A 17,567-nucleotide genomic window follows, 5' to 3' on the forward strand; every position below is an offset into this window, starting at 1 on the left:
GATGCAGGACGAGTACCGCACAGTCGCCCACGCGGGCGTGCACGAGACCGAGGTCAACCGCTCCCGCTTTCTGTGCGCCCTCGCCCCCGCGGCCACCGAGCAGGAAGCCCAGGACTTCGTCGCGGCCGTCCGCAAGGAGCACGCCGACGCCACGCACAACTGCTTCGCCTACGTCATCGGCGCCGACGGGGCGATCCAGAAGGCGAGCGACGACGGCGAACCGGGCGGCACCGCCGGTGTCCCCATGCTCCAGATGCTGCTGCGCCGCGACATGCGCTACGTCGTCGCCGTCGTCACCCGGTACTACGGCGGCGTCAAGCTCGGCGCCGGCGGTCTCATCCGCGCCTACGGAGGCGCGGTCGGCGAGGCCCTGGACGCCCTCGGCACGATCACCCGCCGCCGCTTCCGCCTCGCCACCGTCACGGTCGACCACCAGCGCGCGGGCAAGGTCCAGAACGACCTCCGCGCCACCGGCCGCGCGGTCCGCGACGTCCGCTACGGCGAGGCGGTCACCATCGAGATCGGCCTCCCGGACGCGGACGTCCCCGCCTTCGAGGCGTGGCTCGCGGACGCGACCGCCGGGACGGCAGGGTTCGAACTGGGTGGAGAGGCATACGGAGATGCCTGAAATGCAGGTGACCGCCCGTGTTGTCAGACCCGGCCGTTAGTCTCGGGGATCATGAGACTGTTGCACACTTCCGACTGGCATCTCGGCCGGGCGTTCCACCGGGTCAACATGCTCGGCGCGCAGGCCGAGTTCATCGGCCACCTGGTCGCGACCGTGCGTGAGCGCGGCGTGGACGCCGTGGCCGTGTCGGGAGACGTGTACGACCGCGCGGTGCCGCCGCTGGCCGCGGTCGAGCTGTTCGACGACGCCCTGCACCGGCTGGCCGACCTCGGTGTGCCGACGGTGATGATCTCCGGGAACCACGACTCGGCGCGCCGACTCGGGGTGGGCGCGGGGCTCATCGACCGCGCGGGCATCCATCTGCGGACCGAGCCGTCGGCGTGCGGCACCCCGGTGGTCCTCGAGGACGCGTTCGGTGACGTGGCCTTCTACGGCCTGCCCTACCTCGAACCCGCCCTGGTGAAGGACGAGTTCGGGGTGGACAAGCCCGGCCATGAGGCGGTGCTGGCCGCCGCCATGGACCGCGTCCGCGCCGACCTCGCCACCCGCGCGCGCGGCACCCGCTCGGTCGTCCTCGCCCACGCCTTCGTCACCGGCGGCGAGGCCAGCGACAGCGAACGGGACATCACCGTCGGCGGGGTCGCCGCCGTACCGGCCGGCGTCTTCGACGGCGTCGACTACGCTGCGCTGGGTCATCTGCACGGCTGCCAGACCCTCACCGACCGCGTCCGCTACTCCGGCTCGCCGCTGCCCTACTCCTTCTCCGAGGCCGACCACCGCAAGAGCATGTGGCTCGTCGACCTCGACGCCGAGGGCGCGGTGACCGCCGAGCGCGTCGACTGCCCCGTGCCGCGCGCGCTGGCCCGCGTGCGGGGGACGCTGGAGGAGCTGCTCGCCGACCCGGAGCTCACCCGGCACGAGGAGGCGTGGGTCGAGGCGACCCTCACCGACACCGTCCGCCCCGCCGACCCCATGGCCCGCCTCACCGAGCGCTTCCCGCACACCCTCAGCCTCGTCTTCGACCCCGAGCGCGCCCCGGACGACCCCGAGGTGTCCTACGCCAGGCGGCTCGCGGGGCGCAGCGACCAGGAGATCGCCGAGGACTTCGTCTCCCATGTGCGGGGCGCGGGACCCGACGAGGACGAACAGGGAGTTCTGCGGGAGGCGTTCGACGCGGTGCGGACGGACGACGTTGTGCGGGAGGTGGCGCGGTGAGGCTGCACCGTCTCGACATCACCGCGTTCGGACCGTTCGGCGGGTCGCAGAGTGTCGACTTCGACGAGCTGTCCGTCGCCGGGCTCTTCCTGCTCCACGGGCCGACGGGCGCGGGCAAGACCTCCGTCCTGGACGCCGTCTGCTACGCGCTGTACGGCTCCGTCCCCGGCGCCCGCCAGACCGGTCAGGGCCTCACCCTGCGCAGCGACCACGCCGCGCCCGGCACGCGCACGGAGGTCCGCCTCGAACTGACCGTCGCCGGACGCAGGTTGGAGATCACCCGCCAGCCGCCCTGGGAGCGCCCGAAGAAACGCGGCTCGGGCAGCACCCTCGACAAGGCCCAGAGCTGGCTGCGCGAGTACGACGCCCGGACCGGCGCCTGGAAGGACCTCAGCCGCTCCCACCAGGAGATCGGCGAGGAGATCACCCAACTCCTCGGTATGAGTCGCGAGCAGTTCTGCCAGGTCGTCCTGTTGCCGCAGGGCGACTTCGCCCGCTTCCTGCGCGCGGACGCCGAGGCGCGCGGCCGGCTGCTGGGCCGGCTCTTCGACACCCACCGCTTCGCCGAGGTCGAGAAGCGCCTGGCCGACCGCCGCCGGGCCACCGAGGCACAGGTCCGCGACGGGGACACCGAGCTGCTGGCCGACGCGCACCGCATGCAGCAGGCGGCGGGCGACGCGATGGCACTGCCGGACGCCGCACCGGGGGACCCGGGCCTCGCCGACGCCGTCATGAGCGCCGCCGCCGTCGCCCGCAGCACCGCCCGCGAGCAGCTCACCATCGCCCACAGCCGCCTCGCGTCCGCCGAGTCCGCGCAGGCGGCCGCAGAGCGCACGCTGGGCGACGTACGCGAAGTGGCCCGGCTGCAACAGCGGTTCGGCGAGGCGCGGCAGCGGGCCGCGCTGATGGAGGAGCGGTCCGACGGCTACCGGCAGGCACTGGCGCGCATGGAGCGCGCCCGCAAGGCCGAGGCCGTGGCGCCGGCGCTGGAGCTCAGGGAGGCCGCCGACGCCGAGCACGGCCGGGCGGCCGGAGCGCAGGCACGCACGCGTGCGCTGCTGCCGGACACCTTCGCCGACGCCGGCGCGGCCGGGCTCGCCTCCGCCGCCCGCCGGGCCGCCGAGGAGCTGGGCGGGCTGGAGTCGGCCAGGCGGGCCGAGCAGCGGCTGGCCGAACTGGTCGCGGAGCGGGCCGGCCTCGACCGGCAGGAGCGTGCCGACGACGACGTCCTGCGTGAGGCGGACGACTGGCTCGCCGGGTGGGACGCGACCCGCGGCGGGCTCCAGGCCCGTATCGACTCCGCCCAGGAGGCGGCGACCCGGGCCGAGCAGCTCGGGGTGCAGCGCGAGCCCGCTCAGCGGCGGCTGGGCGCTGCGCGGCTGCGGGACCAGCTGGCCGGTGACACCGACACGGCCGCCGAACAGGTCCGGCTCGCGCAGGTGGAGGCGCTGACGCTCAAGGCCCGCTGGCTGGAGGTCAAGGAGCAGCGGCTGAACGGCATCGCCGCCGAACTCGCCGCCCAGCTGACGGACGGCGCTCCCTGCGCGGTCTGCGGGGCGACCGAGCACCCGGCCCCCGCGCGCAAGGACGCCGGGCACGTCGGCCGGGAGGCGGAGGAACGGGCGCTGGCCGCCTACCAGCAGGCGGAGGAACGGCACAGCGAGCAGGAACAGCGCCTGGGCGTCGTACGCGAGGCACTCGCCGCCGCCACCGCGGAGGCCGGTGACGCCTCCACCGAGCAACTCGCCGAAGCAGCCGAGGAGTTGGAGCGCCTCTACGCCCAGGCCCGGCACGCCGCCTCCGACCTGCACCCCGCGCACGAGGAGCTGCGACGGGCCGGGCAGGAGCACGAGCGGCGTACCGCGGTGCGCCAGGAGGCCGCGGTGCGGGCCGCGTCCCGCGTCGGGCACCGGGACCGCCTGGACCGCGAACGGGGCGTGCTGGAGGAGGAGTTGGCGCAGGCGCGCGGCACCCTCGACAGTGTCGCCGCGCGCGCCGACCAGTTGGAGCGGCAGGTCAGGCTGCTCACCGACGCCGCCGACGCGGCCCGCGTCGCCGAGGACACCGCCCAGCGGCTCAAGGACGCCGACGCCCGGCTGGCCGACGCCGCGTTCCGGGCCGGCTTCGACACCCCGCAGGCCGCCGCGGAGGCGTTCCTCGACGACGCGGCCCATCGCGACCTGCAACGGCGGCTCGACGACTGGCAGTCGCAGGAGGCCGCCGTACGGGCCGTCCTCGCCGAGCCCGACACCGCGGCCGCCGCCCAGCAGCCGCCCGCCGACCTCGCCGCCGCCGAGCGGGCCGCCGCTCTGGCCGCCCAGCGGGTGCGCGACGCGGCCTCCGCGCGCGACGCCGCCGCCCGGCGCTGCACCGACCTCGACCGGCTCTCCGCGCGCGCGACCGTGTCCGTGCGCCGTCTCGCCCCGCTGCGCGAGGAGTACGACCGGGTGGCCCGCCTCGCCTCCCTGACCGCGGGCACCTCGGCGGACAACGAACGCAAGATGCGCCTGGAGTCCTACGTGCTGGCCGCGCGCCTGGAACAGGTGGCCGCCGCCGCGACCGTGCGACTGCTGCGGATGTCCTCCGGGCGGTACACCCTCGTCCACTCCGACGACCGGGCCGGACGTGGCCGCAGCGGGCTCGGGCTGCATGTCGTCGACGCCTGGACCGGCCGGGAGCGGGACACGGCCACGCTGTCGGGCGGTGAGACGTTCTTCGCCTCGCTGGCCCTCGCCCTCGGCCTCGCGGACGTCGTCACCGACGAGGCGGGCGGGGTGCGGCTCGACACGCTCTTCATCGACGAGGGCTTCGGCAGCCTCGACGACCAGACCCTCGACGAGGTCCTCGACGTGCTCGACTCACTGCGCGAACGGGACCGCAGTGTCGGCATCGTGAGCCATGTGGCCGATCTGCGGCGGCGTATCCACGCCCAGTTGGAGGTCGTGAAGGGCAGAGCCGGATCGACGCTGAAGGTGAGGTCAGCGGCCCAGCGGTCGGCGCGGCAGGGGTGAGGAGTAGACGACGCTCGTCGTCACCGCGCCCAGTGCGCCGATCTTGCCCGACACCTCCTCCAGGTGCCGCATCGACCGCGCGGCGACCTTGATGACGAAGCAGTCGTCGCCCGTGACATGGTGGGCCTCCAGGATCTCGGGCGTCGCCTCCAGCAGGTCGTGGAACGGCTTGTAGTTGCCGTTCGGATAGCGCAGCCGCACGAACGCCAGGATCGGCAGCCCCAGCCGGTCCGGGTCGACGACCGCCGCGTACCCCTGGATCACACCCGCCTCCTCCAGCCGGCGCACCCGTTCCGTGACCGCGCTCGGGGACATGGAGACGGCACGGGCGAGCTCGGCGAAGCTGGCCCGGCCCTCCCGCTGGAGGACATCGAGGATGCGCCAGTCGGTGGCGTCCGGGGAAAACTCGGTCATGCCGGAGGGATACCAGGGGAATCACCGGCGGATCAAGCGGAACGCCGGGGATCACCACTTCAACCGCGTGATCGACCGACGTAGATTTCTGGGTGTGGGGAGGGCGACGAGGCCCGACGAGAAGCCCCGCGAGCCGTGTCAGGGAAAGGCCATCGCATGAGCAGCGTCAGCACGAACACCGTCAACCCCGTCCTGCGCGTCGCCCCCGCGGCCCCGGCCGAGGCTGCCGCCTACTTCCGTGCGAGCCTCGTCTTCCACGCCGACGTCTCCGATGTCGCCGCCGCGCTCTCGGCCGGGGGCGACCCCGGTTTCGTCGTCCTGGACTCCCGCTCCACCGAAGCCTGGGACCAGGGCCACATCCCCGGCGCCGTCCACCTGCCGACCGCCCTCATCCCCGAGCAGGCCGAGCGGCTCCTCGACAAGTCCGTGCCGGTCGTGACGTACTGCTGGGGCCCCGGCTGCAACGGCGCCACCCGTTCGGCCCTCGCCCTCGCCGAACTCGGCTACCAGGTCAAGGAGATGCTCGGCGGCTTCGAGTACTGGGCGCGCGAGGGCTTCGAGTTCGAGACCTGGGAGGGCAAGGAGCGCCGTGACGCGGACCCGCTGACGGCGCCGGTGGACGCGGAGAACTGCGGCTGCTGAGCCGGGGCCGGGAACTCGCGGCGCCACGGTGACGCGGGGGACCGGCCGTCGCTGAATCACAGATTCCGGTCTTCCTGTGAACCGGCGACGCGCACTGTCATGTACCAGGTAGATTCCGCGCCATGGTGCGATACGCGGAGCCGGGCGTGGCGGAGTGGGTGGAGTCGGGCGGTGGGCCGCTCATAGCGGTCCCGGAGACCGTGCTCCCGTTCTGGGCGGGCGCCGACGGGGACGAGACCGCCTCGGACTACGACCGGGCCTGCGAGGTCGACGGACACGTCGGCCTGCTGCCGGTGGGTGACAGCGCGGCGTTGGTGTTCGGCGACGAGCCCGCCTCCACCACCTATCTGCCGGACCGCGGCCTCTTCGTGCGGTGGTCGGCGGCCGAGTCCGAGGAGCAGCTGCTCGCGGAGGTGCCGGCCGCGCTCGACGCCGCTGTGTGGGGACCGGAGGTCGCCTGGAACGTGCCGGGCCCGGTGCTGCTGTTCGACGCCGCCTGGCCCGGGACCGACTCCCTGCGCACGGACCACGTCTGGATCGCGCTCGACCCCGGCCGCTACGCGGTGCGCGCGGCACACGTCCGGTCCGGGCCGGAGACGTGGCTGGGACTCGTACAACTGAGGCCGTTGGCACACGGATAACGGCCCGGTGAGGCCGCTGGCACACGGACAGCGGTGCGGGGCCGATGGCGCCCGCCTCGTCGCGCGACCCGCGACGGACGAGGCGGGCTGGATCACCGAGCAGGTGTGGCTGTTACAGCTGCGCCAGCTCGTCGACCAGGTCGTCGAGGCCCAGTGAGCCCTGCGACAGCGCCGCCATGTGCCAGGCCTTCAGGTCGAACGCGTCGCCGTGCCGCTGCCGGGCCTTCTCCCGGCCCAGCAGCCAGGCCCGCTCGCCGAGCTTGTAGCCGATCGCCTGGCCGGGGATCGTCAGATAGCGGGTCAGCTCGCTCTCCACGAAGTCCGCCGGACGGCTGCTGTGCGCGCCGAAGAACTCCTGCGCCAGCTCCGGCGTCCAGACCTCGCCCGGGTGGAACGGCGAGTCGGCCGGGATCTCCAGCTCCAGGTGCATACCGATGTCCACGATCACCCGCGCCGCCCGCATCATCTGCGCGTCGAGGTACCCGAGCCGCTGTTCCGCGTCCGTGAGGAAGCCCAACTCGTCCATCAGACGCTCCGCGTACAGCGCCCAGCCCTCGGCGTTGGCGCTGACGATGCCGACCGTGGCCTGGTAGCGGGAGAGGCTGTCGGCGATGTGCGCCCACTGCGCCAGCTGGAGGTGATGGCCCGGGACACCCTCGTGGTACCACGTGGAGACCAGGTCGTAGGCCGGGAAGCTGGTCTGGCCCATCGTCGGCAGCCAGGTACGGCCCGGCCGGGAGAAGTCCTCCGACGGGGCCGTGTAGTACGGCGCCGCGGCACCGCCGGGCGGGGCGATGTGCGCCTCCACCCGCCGGACCCTCTCGGCCAGTTCGAAGTGCGTGCCGTCCAGCGACTCGATCGCCTGGTCCATCAGGCCCTGAAGCCACTCCCGGACCTCCTCGACACCCTCGATACGGGTGCCGTGCTCGTCGAGGTGCCTGAGCGCCACCCAGGGTGTCTCGGCGCCCGGCAGGATCTTCTCCGCCTCCTGCTTCATCTCGCCGAGCAGCCGGTGGAACTCGGACCAGCCGTACGCGTACGCCTCGTCCAGATCCAGGTCCGTGCCGTTGAAGTAGCGGGCCCAGCGCGCGTACCGCTCCCGGCCGACCGTGTTCGAGGCGCCCTCGATCGTCGGCGCGTACACGTCCCGCATCCAGTCCCGCAGCTCCACGACCGCCGCGGTCGCGCCGCGCGCGGCCTCGTCCAGCTCGGCGCGCAGCGCCTCGGGGCCGTCCGCCGCGAAGTCCTCGAACCAGCCGCGCCCCTCCCCGGTGTCCGCCCACTCGGTGAGCTGCTCGACGAAGGTGGCGGTCGGGCGCGGCGAGGCGTACAGCTTGCGCTCCAGGCCGAGCGCGAGGGACTCGCGATACCCGGCGAACGCGGCCGGAACGGCCCGCAGCCGCTCGGCGATCGCCGCCCAGTCCTCGTCGGTCTGGTTCGGTGTCACCGTGAACACCTCGCGCACCGAATGGGCGGCCGTCGCCATGTTGCCGACCGAGCGCAGTCCCTCGTCAGCGTCGTGCACGGCGAGTTCCGCGGTGAGCCGCTCGCGCAGCAGCCGGGCGCAGCGCCGCTCGATGTCACTGTCCGCGCCGGGCCGCCGCTCCGCCTCGTCGAGCCGGGCGAGCGTGTCCCGCTGGAGCCGGGCGAGCTTGTCCTGGCCCGCCGGTGAGGTGTCGGGCAGGCGGTTCGAACTCTCCTTCACGCCGAGGTAGGTGCCGGTGACCGGGTCGAGGGCGATGAGGGCGTCGACGTAGGCGTCGGCCACCTCACGGGGCAGGCTGTTGGTCTGTGACATGCGGTCCATCCTCGTACGAGGGGACGCCGCACGTCACCCGGATTGAGCCGAGGGCGTAGGCGGGAGCAGCGGCCCGCAGTCCCACTGCTGGAAGATCAACCGGGTCTCCACCCGGGCCACTTCGCGATGGGCCGTGAACTCGTCGAGCACCAGCCGCTGCAGATCCGTCATGTCCGCGACCGCGACATGGACGAGATAGTCGTCCGGTCCGGTCAGATGGAAGACGGTCCGTGACTCCGGCAGCGCCCTGATCCGCTCCACGAACGGCCCCACCAACTCCCGCCGATGCGGCCGCACCTGTACGGACAGCAGCGCTTCAAGCCCCCGCCCCAGCTTCGCCGGGTCCAGCCGCAGCTGATGGCCGAGGATCACGCCGGCCCGGCGCAGCCGGGTCACCCGGTCCAGACAGGTCGACGCCGCGACCCCCACCTGGGCGGCGAGATCGCGATAGGTGGTCCGGGCGTCGTTCTGCAACAACCGCAGAAGATGAAGGTCCACCGGATCCAGTACGACAGATTCGGCCATGGGCCGAACGTAACACGGCACTCTCCCCCTACGACCCGGTCGGTGTTCACCCTGTCCCGCATGGAGACGACGCCTGTGCCCACCAGAGCCCTGGCCACCGAGGCCGTCCACGCCGGCCGCGACGACCTCGCCCGGCAGGGACTGCACGCCCCGCCCATCGACCTGTCGACCACCTACCCCTCGTACGACAGCCGCGGTGAGGCCGCCCGTATCGACGCCTTCGCCGCCACCGGCGCCGACCCGGACGGCCCGCCCGTCTACGGCCGCCTCGGCAACCCGACCGTCGCCCGCTTCGAGACGGCCCTGGCCCGCCTGGAGGGCACCGAGGCCGCGGTCGCCTTCGCCAGCGGCATGGCCGCGCTGAGCGCGGTCCTGTTGGTACGGGGCTCGATGGGCCTGCGCCATGTGGTCGCCGTCCGCCCCCTGTACGGCTGTAGCGACCACCTCCTGACCGCCGGGCTCCTCGGCTCCGAGGTGACGTGGACGGACCCGGCCGGCATCACCGACGCGCTGCGCCCCGACACGGGCCTGGTCATGGTCGAGTCCCCGGCGAACCCGACGCTCGCCGAGGTGGACCTGCGCGCGGTGGCCCACGCCTGCGGCACGGTCCCGCTCCTCGCCGACAACACCTTCGCCACGCCCGTGCTCCAGCGCCCGGCCGAGCAGGGCGCACGGCTGGTGCTGCACAGCGCCACCAAATACCTCGGCGGCCACGGCGACGTGATGGCGGGCGTGGTGGCCTGTGACGAGGAGTTCGCCGGCCGGCTCCGCCAGGTCCGCTTCGCCACCGGAGGCGTCCTGCACCCCCTGGCCGGCTATCTCCTTCTGCGCGGCCTGTCGACGCTGCCGGTCCGCGTCCACGCGGCCTCCGCGACCGCCGCCGAACTGGCCCGCCGCCTCGCCGCCGACCCGCGCGTCGCCCGCGTCCACTACCCGCGCATCGGCGGCGCGATGATCGCCTTCGAGGTCCACGGCGACCCGCACGAGGTGATCGCCAACGTCCGCCTGATCACCCCGGCGGTGAGCCTCGGCAGCGTCGACACCCTGATCCAGCACCCGGCGTCCATCAGCCACCGCATAGTGAACGCGGACGACCGCCGGAACGCCGGGGTGAGCGAGGGCTTGCTGCGGATGTCGGTGGGCCTGGAGGACACAGAGGACCTGTGGGCGGATCTGAACAACGCCTTGGGCCTGATGCCGGTGAGGGGCGCGGGGCTGTATCAGTCTGCGGCTACCGCCGCGTGGGCGCGACCAGCCACAACGAACCCGCACCCGCCGTCCGGCACTAACCCATACGGCGCTCAGTCACACCCGAGCCCACCTGCTCCGCAACTCCCAGCGCAGCCAACCGCGCAGTGATCACCAGGGTTCCCTCCTCGATCTGATAGTCGAGGGGGAGCCCCAGATCCCGCATCGCCGCAACCATCCCCGTGTTGGACGCCTGGGTCACCGCGTACACACTCTCGCACCCGGCCTCACCGGCCATCCCCACCAGCCTGCGCAGCAACTCGCCCCCGATCCCACGCCGCTGCCACTCGTCCTCGACGAGCAGGGCGACCTCGGTCTCGTCCCCGTCCCACAGCAGATGCCCCAGCCCGACGAGCCTGCCCGACGTCGTCTGAACGGCCAGCGTCCGCCCGAACCGCGGACTGAGCAGATGGTTCAGATACCGGTCCGCGTCATTCACCGGCCCGTGATAGCGCAGCGACAGCGTCCGCGTGCTGCACCGCTCGTGCATCGCCTTCGCGGCCTCCAGATCCCCGATGTCCGCCCGGCGCACGGTGATGTCGTTGCCCTCGGGCAGCGTCAGCACGTCCTCGCTGTGCGGCACACGCGGCCCGAGGACCGTGTCCAGCTCCACCAGCGCCCGCGCCCGCGCGAACTCGGTCGGGGTGAACGGCAGATACGGCCGCTCCACGGTGATCACTCCGCCTTCCGGTGCCCGCAGTCGCATCACGGTGTCCTCCAGCACCCCCTCCACGGGCACGCTCTCCGGGCCGCGGCCCCCACCAGCAGGTGTGCCGGGGAGGGACCTGATGGTGCACCGGCCCAGCAACTGCCGCAGCGCCAGGGGAAGTTCCGCCGCGTCGAGCGCCGTACGGGTGGCGAGACCGAGCACCCGGGTCGGCGCGTCGACCAGGTCGTGGGCGTCGGCCCGCTCGATCCATGTACCGGCGCCGCCGGCCAGCGCGACGGCCCGGGTGATCTCGGTCGCCGACAGCTCACCGGGCGCCCGCAGCAGGAACTCGTCCACCGTGCCCTCGGTCAGCGGGTGCGTCTGGAGGCTGAGGATGTCGACCCGGTGGCCGGCGAGGGCCGTGCACAGCGCGGCCAGCGACCCCGGTTCGTCCTGCACCGTCGTCCGCATCCGCCACAGCACGCTCTCCCCGGTGTCGGCGGACGGCCCGGCCTGCGTCTCCGAGGAGGGCGGCCGGGCATCGGTATCGCTCACCGGCGGCGCGTGACCGTGGCGGCGTGCCCACCAGGTGTGGAACCCCGCCGTGGCGACCAGTACGACCGCCGACACCAGCAGCAGTTGCGGACCGTCGGGCCCGTGCCCGATCACATTCGCGACGGCGTCCGCCACCGCGACCGCCGTGAACAGCGCGGCCAGTTCGATGACGTCCCGGCGCCAGTGGTGGACCGGACGTCCGTGCTTCGCACGCGTCACATCAGACATTTCTCGACTCATGCAGCCACTGTGAAGGAACGGTGTTGCGTGATCACGAACGGTTTGTGACCGGGCGGTAAAGACTGGATCTGGGGTTTTTGTCTGTTTCTTTGCGGTCCCGTCACGACCGTCCGGTCACGACCGCCCTGTCACGCCGCGACCTCCTCGACCAACGCCCCCTGCAACCGCCGGGCCTGCGTCACCAGCCGCGACGATCCGCGCCGGGCCGCGGCCGTGGCCAGATGCGGAAGTTCACCCCGCGCCCCGGACCGCTCGGCGCACTCCGCGGCCACCGCCAGCAGCTCCCCGAGCCCCCGGCTCCTGGCGGCCTGTCCGTTCGGACCGCCGGTCGCGAGGTCGCCGAGCAGCAGCGGCAGGGTGTGGCGCAGCATCCCCCAGATCGTGGCGTTCGCCCCCGTCGCGGCCGCCGTGCGCAGCGAGTCGGCCAGCCGCAACGGCTTCACCGCCCCGTCCCGCGCCAACTGCCCGAGGTCCGAGCCCAGCAGCGCCGCATCGAGCTGGCCCCGTGCGGCGAGCACCAGCAGGGCGTCCACCGCGGCGAGCCGGTCCTCCTCGTGGCGGGCGCCGAGTCCGTACGCCACGCACAGATGGACGGCGTCGCCCGCCTCGCCGCCGGACTCGGCGAGCAGGGGCAGTACCGCAGCAGGGCCGCGGAGGTCGTCCACGGCGACCGTGGAGAGATCGCGGAGCATCCGGGCCGCGACGAGCTCACGTCGCTCGGGGAGCAGCGCGAGCCAGTGCGGACGTATCGAGTCGTCCCAGTGGTAGCAGTGCCAGCGTTCCCGGTAGACGCTCACCGGCTGCCCCAGGGGCCGGAACTCGCGCGGGAAGTCGTCCTGCAGTTCCTCAAGTGCCCCGCACTCGACCAGGACGCGCGAGTGGGTCGTACGACGCCAGTCCACCGGGAGCTGCGGGCCGCCGGCGGTAAGCCAATGGGCGAGCCGCGTGCCCTGGTCGGTACCGAGGGCCGCCGCACGCTCCGCCGCCGATGCCGCCGCCGCCCGGTCCCCGCGCCGCACGCGCAGCAGAGCCTGCGCGAAGTCCGCGTCCGAGGGCCGGGCGCCCAGCCGCCGGTAGCCGACGAGGCGCTCCACCAGCTCGTCGGGCTCCAGCAGGCCCGTGCTCCAGCTTGGCGTGGAGAGCAGGAACGGCAGTGGATCCGTACGTACCCGGAACGCCACCTCGGAGATCCGTGCCTGGTAGGCGCGGTCGAGGGCGCTGTGCACACAGGTCTGCCCGGTCGTCCCGTGCTGGACCGCGGCGTGGAGCGTCTCCGTCCGGACGTTGCCGAGCACCGCCGCGAGGACGAGTTGGAGGTGCGGGTAGTTGGTGAAGGACGTGTTGCCCCGGAAGTGTTCGGTCTCGGCGGTGGCCCACCACAGGCGCGCCACCACGGGGCCGAGTGCCTCGACCAGGGCGGCCCGGTTCGTGTGGGCGTGGCGCACCAGCCCGTCCAGGGTGCGCTCGAACGACGCCACGTCACCGCCGGAGGCCAGCAACGCGCCGACCTCCTCCGCGAGTTCGACCACCGACTCGGGCGCGGGCCTCAGTCGCACCGGATCCGGCACCGGCGGCAACGTCTCCTCGTACACCACCGGCTCCATGTCCGCCGGGACCATGCCCAGCGAAGCGACCGCCCGCATCCGGAGTGCTGGAATCAACTGCCCTGCCGCTTCGGTCAGTTCGGCCCGCGTCTCGGCGCCGGCCTTCTTGATGTGCCGCTCCAACAGCTTCAGCGCCCGCTCCTGAACATCCGAGTCCTCGTGCCCGAAGGCCTGCGCGGCGACGGGCAGCAGCTCGTCGGCCTTGGCTGCATCGCGTGCCATGACCTTGCCCAGCAGGACGAGTTGGGCCCGGACGAGCTTCTTCTCGGTGCGGAACAGCACCCCGCCCGACATCTCGGTCAGCTGACGCGCGGACAACTCGCCGTCCAGGGCGAGGCCGCCCAGCACCGACTGGGCGTGCGAGGCCACCACCGAGGGGGCGTCCGAGGCCAGGGCCAGCCACTCGGCGGTGCGTTCCCGTTCTTCCTCGCGGGTGAGGTCGAGGGCCTTGAGGAGCCGCAGAAACCCTCGGTGGTCGGCGACTGTCCCGCCCCGCAGAAGCCGGGACACACACGCGTGGACCGTTGCCCCGCGATCCAGCGCGCCCTCGGCGGTGAGCTGCGCCAATGCACCGGTCCAGCTGTTGGGTCCCTCCTCGGCAGGCCACTGAAGGGTGCCACCGATGTCGTCCGTCTCGAAGAGCGCGGCCGCGAGTTGAGGGAGATGCGGGTCCTTGCGGAGCCGGGCGAGCACCGTGTCCCCACGGTGCCAGACGCTGCCGATGTGGCGCGTCCACCCCTCCACATAGGCCTGCGTCGTCGGGACCTGGCAGGCCGAGAGTCGGACCAGGCCCGCCATCAGCTCGTACGGCACCCGCGCACTCGGCGGGCGCTGGGCGAGCCGGTGCACCACGTCGGCGAGCCAGTCGGTCTCGCGATCGGCCAGGACGTCGATCAGCACCGCTGGGGGCGCCTGCCACCACCGCATGTCGGCGGCGGCCAGCCAGTTCGCGACGGCGGCGGCGCCGGTCTGGCAGGCTGCCCCGGCCACCTGGAGCGCCGGATAGGCGCGCCGGGCCTGCACACCCCACCGATCCGCCCGCAGCTCTTTGCGCAGCTCCTTCAACTCGGGGAAGACCGCCCGCCGTTCGGCATCGGTCATCCCGTCGAGCAGGCCCGTCAGCTCACTCGTCCGCCCGGCCCGCACCGCGTCCATCAGCGCGTTCACCGCGCACCCCCGTCGACTCGCACCGTCTGCCGCGCCACCGCGGCAGTCCCGTTCCCGTCCACCGTGGCCGCCACCTCGACCGCGGCACCCCGCCGCACCATCCGCACCGCCAGCGCGTGCTTGCACGGCCCGCGTCCGCCCCGGTACTTCGCCCACCACAGACAACTGCACGTGAGCACCCCCGCTGTGTCCCGCACCCGGTGCACATGGCCGTCTTCTGCCGTCACCGTGCCCCCCGTGCCGTCCAGGGCGATCGCGCCCGCGGCCACCAGCGCCCGCGCCGAACGCAGCCGCGGGTTGTGCCGCTCGACGCGCTCGGCGTCGTACGGCAGCTCTCGGTGGAAGTAGGCCGCCTCCGCCGTGTCGTACCCGACGCGGCCCGAGGTGCCGAGGCGGACCAGTGCCGCGCGGACCCGCTCGGGCGTGAGGCCCGCCGCCGCGGCGAGGTCGGCCACCTCGACACGGGGCTCCCAGGCCAGGAGCACCGCGATCAGCTCCGCGTCCTCGGCGGCCTCGTCGGTGGAGAGCGCGTCCAGGACGCCGCCCTCACCGGAGAACCCGCGTGAGGCGTCGGGCGACAGCGTCAGGGTGAGCCGCATGCCCGGCAGGACGACCTCCCAGGCACTGGCCGTCGCGTCGGCGCCGGCCGCCACCGTGGGTCCGTACACCCGCAGCGCGGTCGCGTGCCGGAGCACCCGCTGGAGAGCGATCAACCGCTCCGGGCCGGGCAGACACACCGCGCCCGGTACCGCACGCGTCGTCGGACGCAGCGCGCCGCCCGCCGGCACCACCCAGCGCGGGCCGCCCCGTGATCCGCCGCGCGGCAGCGAGCGCAGGAACCGCACGGCCTCGGCGGCGGACAGCTCAGCCCGCAGATCGAAGCCCGCCGCGATCACCTGGGCCTCCGCGAAGCCCCGCAGCCAGCGGTCCGGGAGCGGCACCTTCTTCTCCACGACCGGACCGTCCAGGGTGGTCACGGCCAACTCCTCCGGCCCGACCCGCAGATGGAGCGGATCTTCCGCGCCGATCCGCGACAGGGCCTCGCGCAGGGGGTTGTTCACATCGACGTTCGTCGTGCCGTGCCCCACCTCGCCGCCGTCGAGGCCTGCCTCCAGGATGTCCAGGCGGGCGTACACCCCGCCGCAGCCCGAGAAGGACTCGAAGCGCAGCCGGTCGCCGTTGCCCGTCACCACCGGGTCGAGCGAGGCGCGCAGCTGCCGCTGGTAGTAGCGCGCCGCCGCCACGTCGGCCACCGCGAGCAGGCCTGCGGAAGCAACCTGAGGAGACGTCAGGAAGCCGGTGAAGAACCGCGGATGGTCCGTCGGACCCGAGGGCGTCGCACCCCGTGAAGTCTCCAGTCCCAGGCGCTGCGCACCCGCCGCGGACTCCAGCACGGAGGGTCGGTGATAGGCCACGGCCTGCAAGGATCGCGTCATGGAAAAACCGTAGAGGCGACCACTGACAATCGGCTCTGACCTGGGAAAACGCCCTGCGGAAGGGGGAGTTCACAGGCCGCGCACCGGGGGATGACGCCGGTACGCGGCCCGCCTTCGAGGGTACGGGAGCCGAGGAGGGTTACTGACCCACACGACCCGGCTGGAGCACCTGCGTGAACAGCACGGTGCCGTCCTGCTCACGCAGTCGGACCGTCAGTTCGCCGCTGTCGCCGTCGATGTCGACCTCGCCGAAGAACTGGTAGCCGCCGGCGGGGGAGACGTTCGAGGCGGTCGGCGCCTTCACGAACACCCGCTCCGGGCCGAAGGTGTTGTCGAGCGCGCTCGCCGGGAAGGCACCGGCGTTCAGCGGGCCCGAGACGAACTCCCAGAACGGCTCGAAGTCCGTGAACGCGGCCCGCGACGGCTGGTAGTGCTGCGCCGAGGTGTGGTGCACGTCCGCTGTCAGCCACACCGTGCCGGTGATCCGCCGGTGCTTGATGTACCGCAGCAGCTCGGCGATCTGGAGCTCACGCCCGAGCGGCGCGCCCGGATCACCCTGCGCCACCGCCTCGATGTTGGCCTTGCCCTCGGTGGTGTCCGGCACGACGAGCCCGAGCGGCATGTCGGAGGCGATCACCTTCCACACCGCCCGTGAGCGCGCCAACTCCCGCTTGAGCCACTCCAGCTGCTCACGCCCGAGGATGCCCTGCGGGTCGACGGTCTGGTCGTCGGCCGAGTTGGCGTTGCGGTACGTCCGCATGTCCAGCACGAAAACATCCAGCAGCGGACCCTGCCGCAGCACCCGGTACACCCGGCCGTCCCGCTTCCCCGTCGGGAGCGTGGAGATCGGGAAGTACTCGCCGAACGCCCGCCGGGCCCGCGCCGCGAGCACGTCGACGCTCTTCTCGGTGTAGCGGGCGTCGGTGGACGCGATCACCTCGCCCGGATACCAGTTGTTGCGCACCTCGTGGTCGTCCCACTGGATGATCGACGGCACCTGGGCGTTGAACCGCCGCAGGTTCTCGTCCAGCAGGTTGTAGCGGAAGTTCCCGCGGAACTCCGCCAGCGTCTCGGCGACCTTCGCCTTCTCCTCGGTGGTGACGTTCCGCCAGACACTGCCGTCGGGCAGCGTGGCCGTCGCCGAGATGGGGCCGTCGGCGTAGATGTTGTCACCGCTGCACAGGAAGAAGTCCGGGTCGAGCGCGGCCATGGCCTGGTAGATCGTGTAGCCGCCGAAGTCCGGGTTGATGCCCCAGCCCTGGCCCGCCAGGTCGCCGGACCACAGGAAGCGGACGCCGTCGCGGCGCCCGGCCGAGGCCGTACGGAAGGTGCCGGTGACCGGCTCGCCGGTGCGGCGCGGGTCGTCCGGGTCGGCGAGCAGCACGCGGTAGTGGATCTGCTCGCCGGCCGGGAGGCCGTGCAGCCGGGTGGTGCCGGTGAAGTCGGTCCCCGCGCCGAGCAGCGGGCCCTGCCAGCGGTGCGCGTTGCGGAACGACCCGGTGGCGGACGTCTCGACGATCATCCGCGCGGGACGGTCGGAGCGTACCCACACCAGCCCGGAGTGCGCGGTCACGTCTCCCGTCTGCACACCCCACCCCGCCTCGGGGCGTCCGGAGAGCGCGAACGCCGGTGCCGCGGCGCCGGCCGCGGCGGGCAGGGTCAGGGCCGCCGACGCGACCAGGGAGCCGCGCAGCACGCTGCGGCGGCCGGGAAACGGACGGTGGGACATGGATGCGCCTCCAGGGACGGGATCCGGCCAGTGTGCGATGCCATGACTACTGGTGCGCCGCAGCG

Annotated in this window: 14 protein-coding genes; 7 read left to right on the forward strand and 7 right to left on the reverse strand. The window is 73.0% G+C overall.

The features are described from left to right. Position 1: 1 nt before the first annotated feature. From OG885_RS37975 to OG885_RS37985, 3 genes are read left to right on the forward strand one after another with little or no spacing between them, the layout of a single operon-like run. The gene (locus OG885_RS37975) at positions 2-628 is read left to right on the forward strand and encodes a YigZ family protein (RefSeq protein WP_405739760.1); all 627 of its coding nucleotides are present in this window, start codon (positions 2-4) and stop codon (positions 626-628) included. Positions 629-679: 51 nt separating this feature from the next. After that, positions 680-1,843 (forward strand): exonuclease SbcCD subunit D, encoded by a 1,164-nt coding sequence (locus OG885_RS37980; protein ID WP_405739763.1) that lies wholly within the window; start codon positions 680-682, stop codon positions 1,841-1,843. After that, positions 1,840-4,854 carry an AAA family ATPase gene (locus OG885_RS37985; RefSeq protein ID WP_405739765.1) on the forward strand — a complete coding sequence of 1,005 codons (3,015 nt, stop codon included), beginning with the start codon at positions 1,840-1,842 and terminating at the stop codon, positions 4,852-4,854. The genes OG885_RS37980 and OG885_RS37985 overlap by 4 nt, the downstream gene beginning before the upstream one ends. On the opposite strand, the gene OG885_RS37990 is transcribed toward OG885_RS37985, so the two are convergent. Next, on the reverse strand, positions 4,822-5,268 hold the full coding sequence (locus tag OG885_RS37990; protein WP_399960426.1) for an Lrp/AsnC family transcriptional regulator: 447 nt from the start codon (positions 5,266-5,268) through the stop codon (positions 4,822-4,824). The genes OG885_RS37985 and OG885_RS37990 overlap by 33 nt on opposite strands. Positions 5,269-5,424: 156 nt before the next feature. Between OG885_RS37990 and OG885_RS37995 the strand changes: the two genes are divergently transcribed. The 3 genes from OG885_RS37995 to OG885_RS38005 all read left to right on the forward strand — a co-directional run bounded on the left by OG885_RS37995 (position 5,425) and on the right by OG885_RS38005 (position 6,708). Continuing rightward, positions 5,425-5,910 (forward strand): rhodanese-like domain-containing protein, encoded by a 486-nt coding sequence (locus tag OG885_RS37995; protein ID WP_405739768.1) that lies wholly within the window; start codon positions 5,425-5,427, stop codon positions 5,908-5,910. Positions 5,911-6,032: 122 nt separating this feature from the next. Beyond that, complete coding sequence (locus tag OG885_RS38000) at positions 6,033-6,551, forward strand: immunity 21 family protein (RefSeq protein ID WP_399960430.1); 519 nt, start codon at positions 6,033-6,035, stop codon at positions 6,549-6,551. Positions 6,552-6,558: 7 nt separating this feature from the next. After that, positions 6,559-6,708 (forward strand): hypothetical protein, encoded by a 150-nt coding sequence (locus OG885_RS38005; protein WP_405739771.1) that lies wholly within the window; start codon positions 6,559-6,561, stop codon positions 6,706-6,708. On the opposite strand, the gene OG885_RS38010 is transcribed toward OG885_RS38005, so the two are convergent. Together OG885_RS38010 and OG885_RS38015 are read right to left on the reverse strand one after the other, a co-directional pair. Beyond that, a complete protein-coding gene (locus OG885_RS38010; RefSeq protein ID WP_405739774.1) occupies positions 6,664-8,349 on the reverse strand; it encodes a DUF885 domain-containing protein in 1,686 nt (561 codons plus the stop codon). The two genes, OG885_RS38005 and OG885_RS38010, sit on opposite strands and share 45 nt — an antisense overlap. A gap of 33 nt (positions 8,350-8,382) precedes the next feature. Then, positions 8,383-8,874 (reverse strand): Lrp/AsnC family transcriptional regulator, encoded by a 492-nt coding sequence (locus tag OG885_RS38015; protein WP_059198292.1) that lies wholly within the window; start codon positions 8,872-8,874, stop codon positions 8,383-8,385. A 60-nt stretch (positions 8,875-8,934) separates the two neighbouring features. On the opposite strand from OG885_RS38015, the gene OG885_RS38020 reads away from it, so the two are divergent. Next, positions 8,935-10,233 carry a trans-sulfuration enzyme family protein gene (locus OG885_RS38020; protein WP_405739777.1) on the forward strand — a complete coding sequence of 433 codons (1,299 nt, stop codon included), beginning with the start codon at positions 8,935-8,937 and terminating at the stop codon, positions 10,231-10,233. Here OG885_RS38020 and OG885_RS38025 read toward each other — a convergent pair. From OG885_RS38025 to OG885_RS38040, 4 genes are all read right to left on the reverse strand, one after another. Continuing rightward, positions 10,160-11,554 (reverse strand): GNAT family N-acetyltransferase, encoded by a 1,395-nt coding sequence (locus OG885_RS38025; RefSeq protein WP_405739779.1) that lies wholly within the window; start codon positions 11,552-11,554, stop codon positions 10,160-10,162. The two genes, OG885_RS38020 and OG885_RS38025, sit on opposite strands and share 74 nt — an antisense overlap. Before the next feature lie 140 nt (positions 11,555-11,694). Beyond that, positions 11,695-14,325: a DUF6493 family protein gene (locus OG885_RS38030; protein WP_405743064.1), complete on the reverse strand. Its 2,631-nt coding sequence runs from the start codon at positions 14,323-14,325 to the stop codon at positions 11,695-11,697. Between the two features lie 8 nt (positions 14,326-14,333). Continuing rightward, entirely contained in the window at positions 14,334-15,773 is a 1,440-nt protein-coding gene (locus tag OG885_RS38035) for an SWIM zinc finger family protein (RefSeq protein ID WP_405739782.1), read from the reverse strand. 139 nt (positions 15,774-15,912) lie between these two features. Then, complete coding sequence (locus tag OG885_RS38040; protein ID WP_405739785.1) at positions 15,913-17,502, reverse strand: alkaline phosphatase D family protein; 1,590 nt, start codon at positions 17,500-17,502, stop codon at positions 15,913-15,915. Positions 17,503-17,567: the final 65 nt, after the last annotated feature.

Source organism: Streptomyces sp. NBC_00028, from assembly GCF_045041065.1.
Taxonomy (GTDB): Bacteria; Actinomycetota; Actinomycetes; order Streptomycetales; family Streptomycetaceae; genus Streptomyces.

Coding starts and splice junctions, on each gene's coding strand:
- OG885_RS37975 (WP_405739760.1), top strand. CDS start 2: ATGCAGGACGAGTACCGCACAGTCGCCCACGCGGGCGTGCACGAGACC.
- OG885_RS37980 (WP_405739763.1), top strand. CDS start 680: ATGAGACTGTTGCACACTTCCGACTGGCATCTCGGCCGGGCGTTCCAC.
- OG885_RS37990 (WP_399960426.1), bottom strand. CDS start 5,268: ATGACCGAGTTTTCCCCGGACGCCACCGACTGGCGCATCCTCGATGTC.
- OG885_RS37995 (WP_405739768.1), top strand. CDS start 5,425: ATGAGCAGCGTCAGCACGAACACCGTCAACCCCGTCCTGCGCGTCGCC.
- OG885_RS38000 (WP_399960430.1), top strand. CDS start 6,033: ATGGTGCGATACGCGGAGCCGGGCGTGGCGGAGTGGGTGGAGTCGGGC.
- OG885_RS38010 (WP_405739774.1), bottom strand. CDS start 8,349: ATGTCACAGACCAACAGCCTGCCCCGTGAGGTGGCCGACGCCTACGTC.
- OG885_RS38015 (WP_059198292.1), bottom strand. CDS start 8,874: ATGGCCGAATCTGTCGTACTGGATCCGGTGGACCTTCATCTTCTGCGG.
- OG885_RS38020 (WP_405739777.1), top strand. CDS start 8,935: ATGGAGACGACGCCTGTGCCCACCAGAGCCCTGGCCACCGAGGCCGTC.
- OG885_RS38025 (WP_405739779.1), bottom strand. CDS start 11,554: ATGTCTGATGTGACGCGTGCGAAGCACGGACGTCCGGTCCACCACTGG.
- OG885_RS38030 (WP_405743064.1), bottom strand. CDS start 14,325: ATGGACGCGGTGCGGGCCGGGCGGACGAGTGAGCTGACGGGCCTGCTC.
- OG885_RS38035 (WP_405739782.1), bottom strand. CDS start 15,773: ATGACGCGATCCTTGCAGGCCGTGGCCTATCACCGACCCTCCGTGCTG.
- OG885_RS38040 (WP_405739785.1), bottom strand. CDS start 17,502: ATGTCCCACCGTCCGTTTCCCGGCCGCCGCAGCGTGCTGCGCGGCTCC.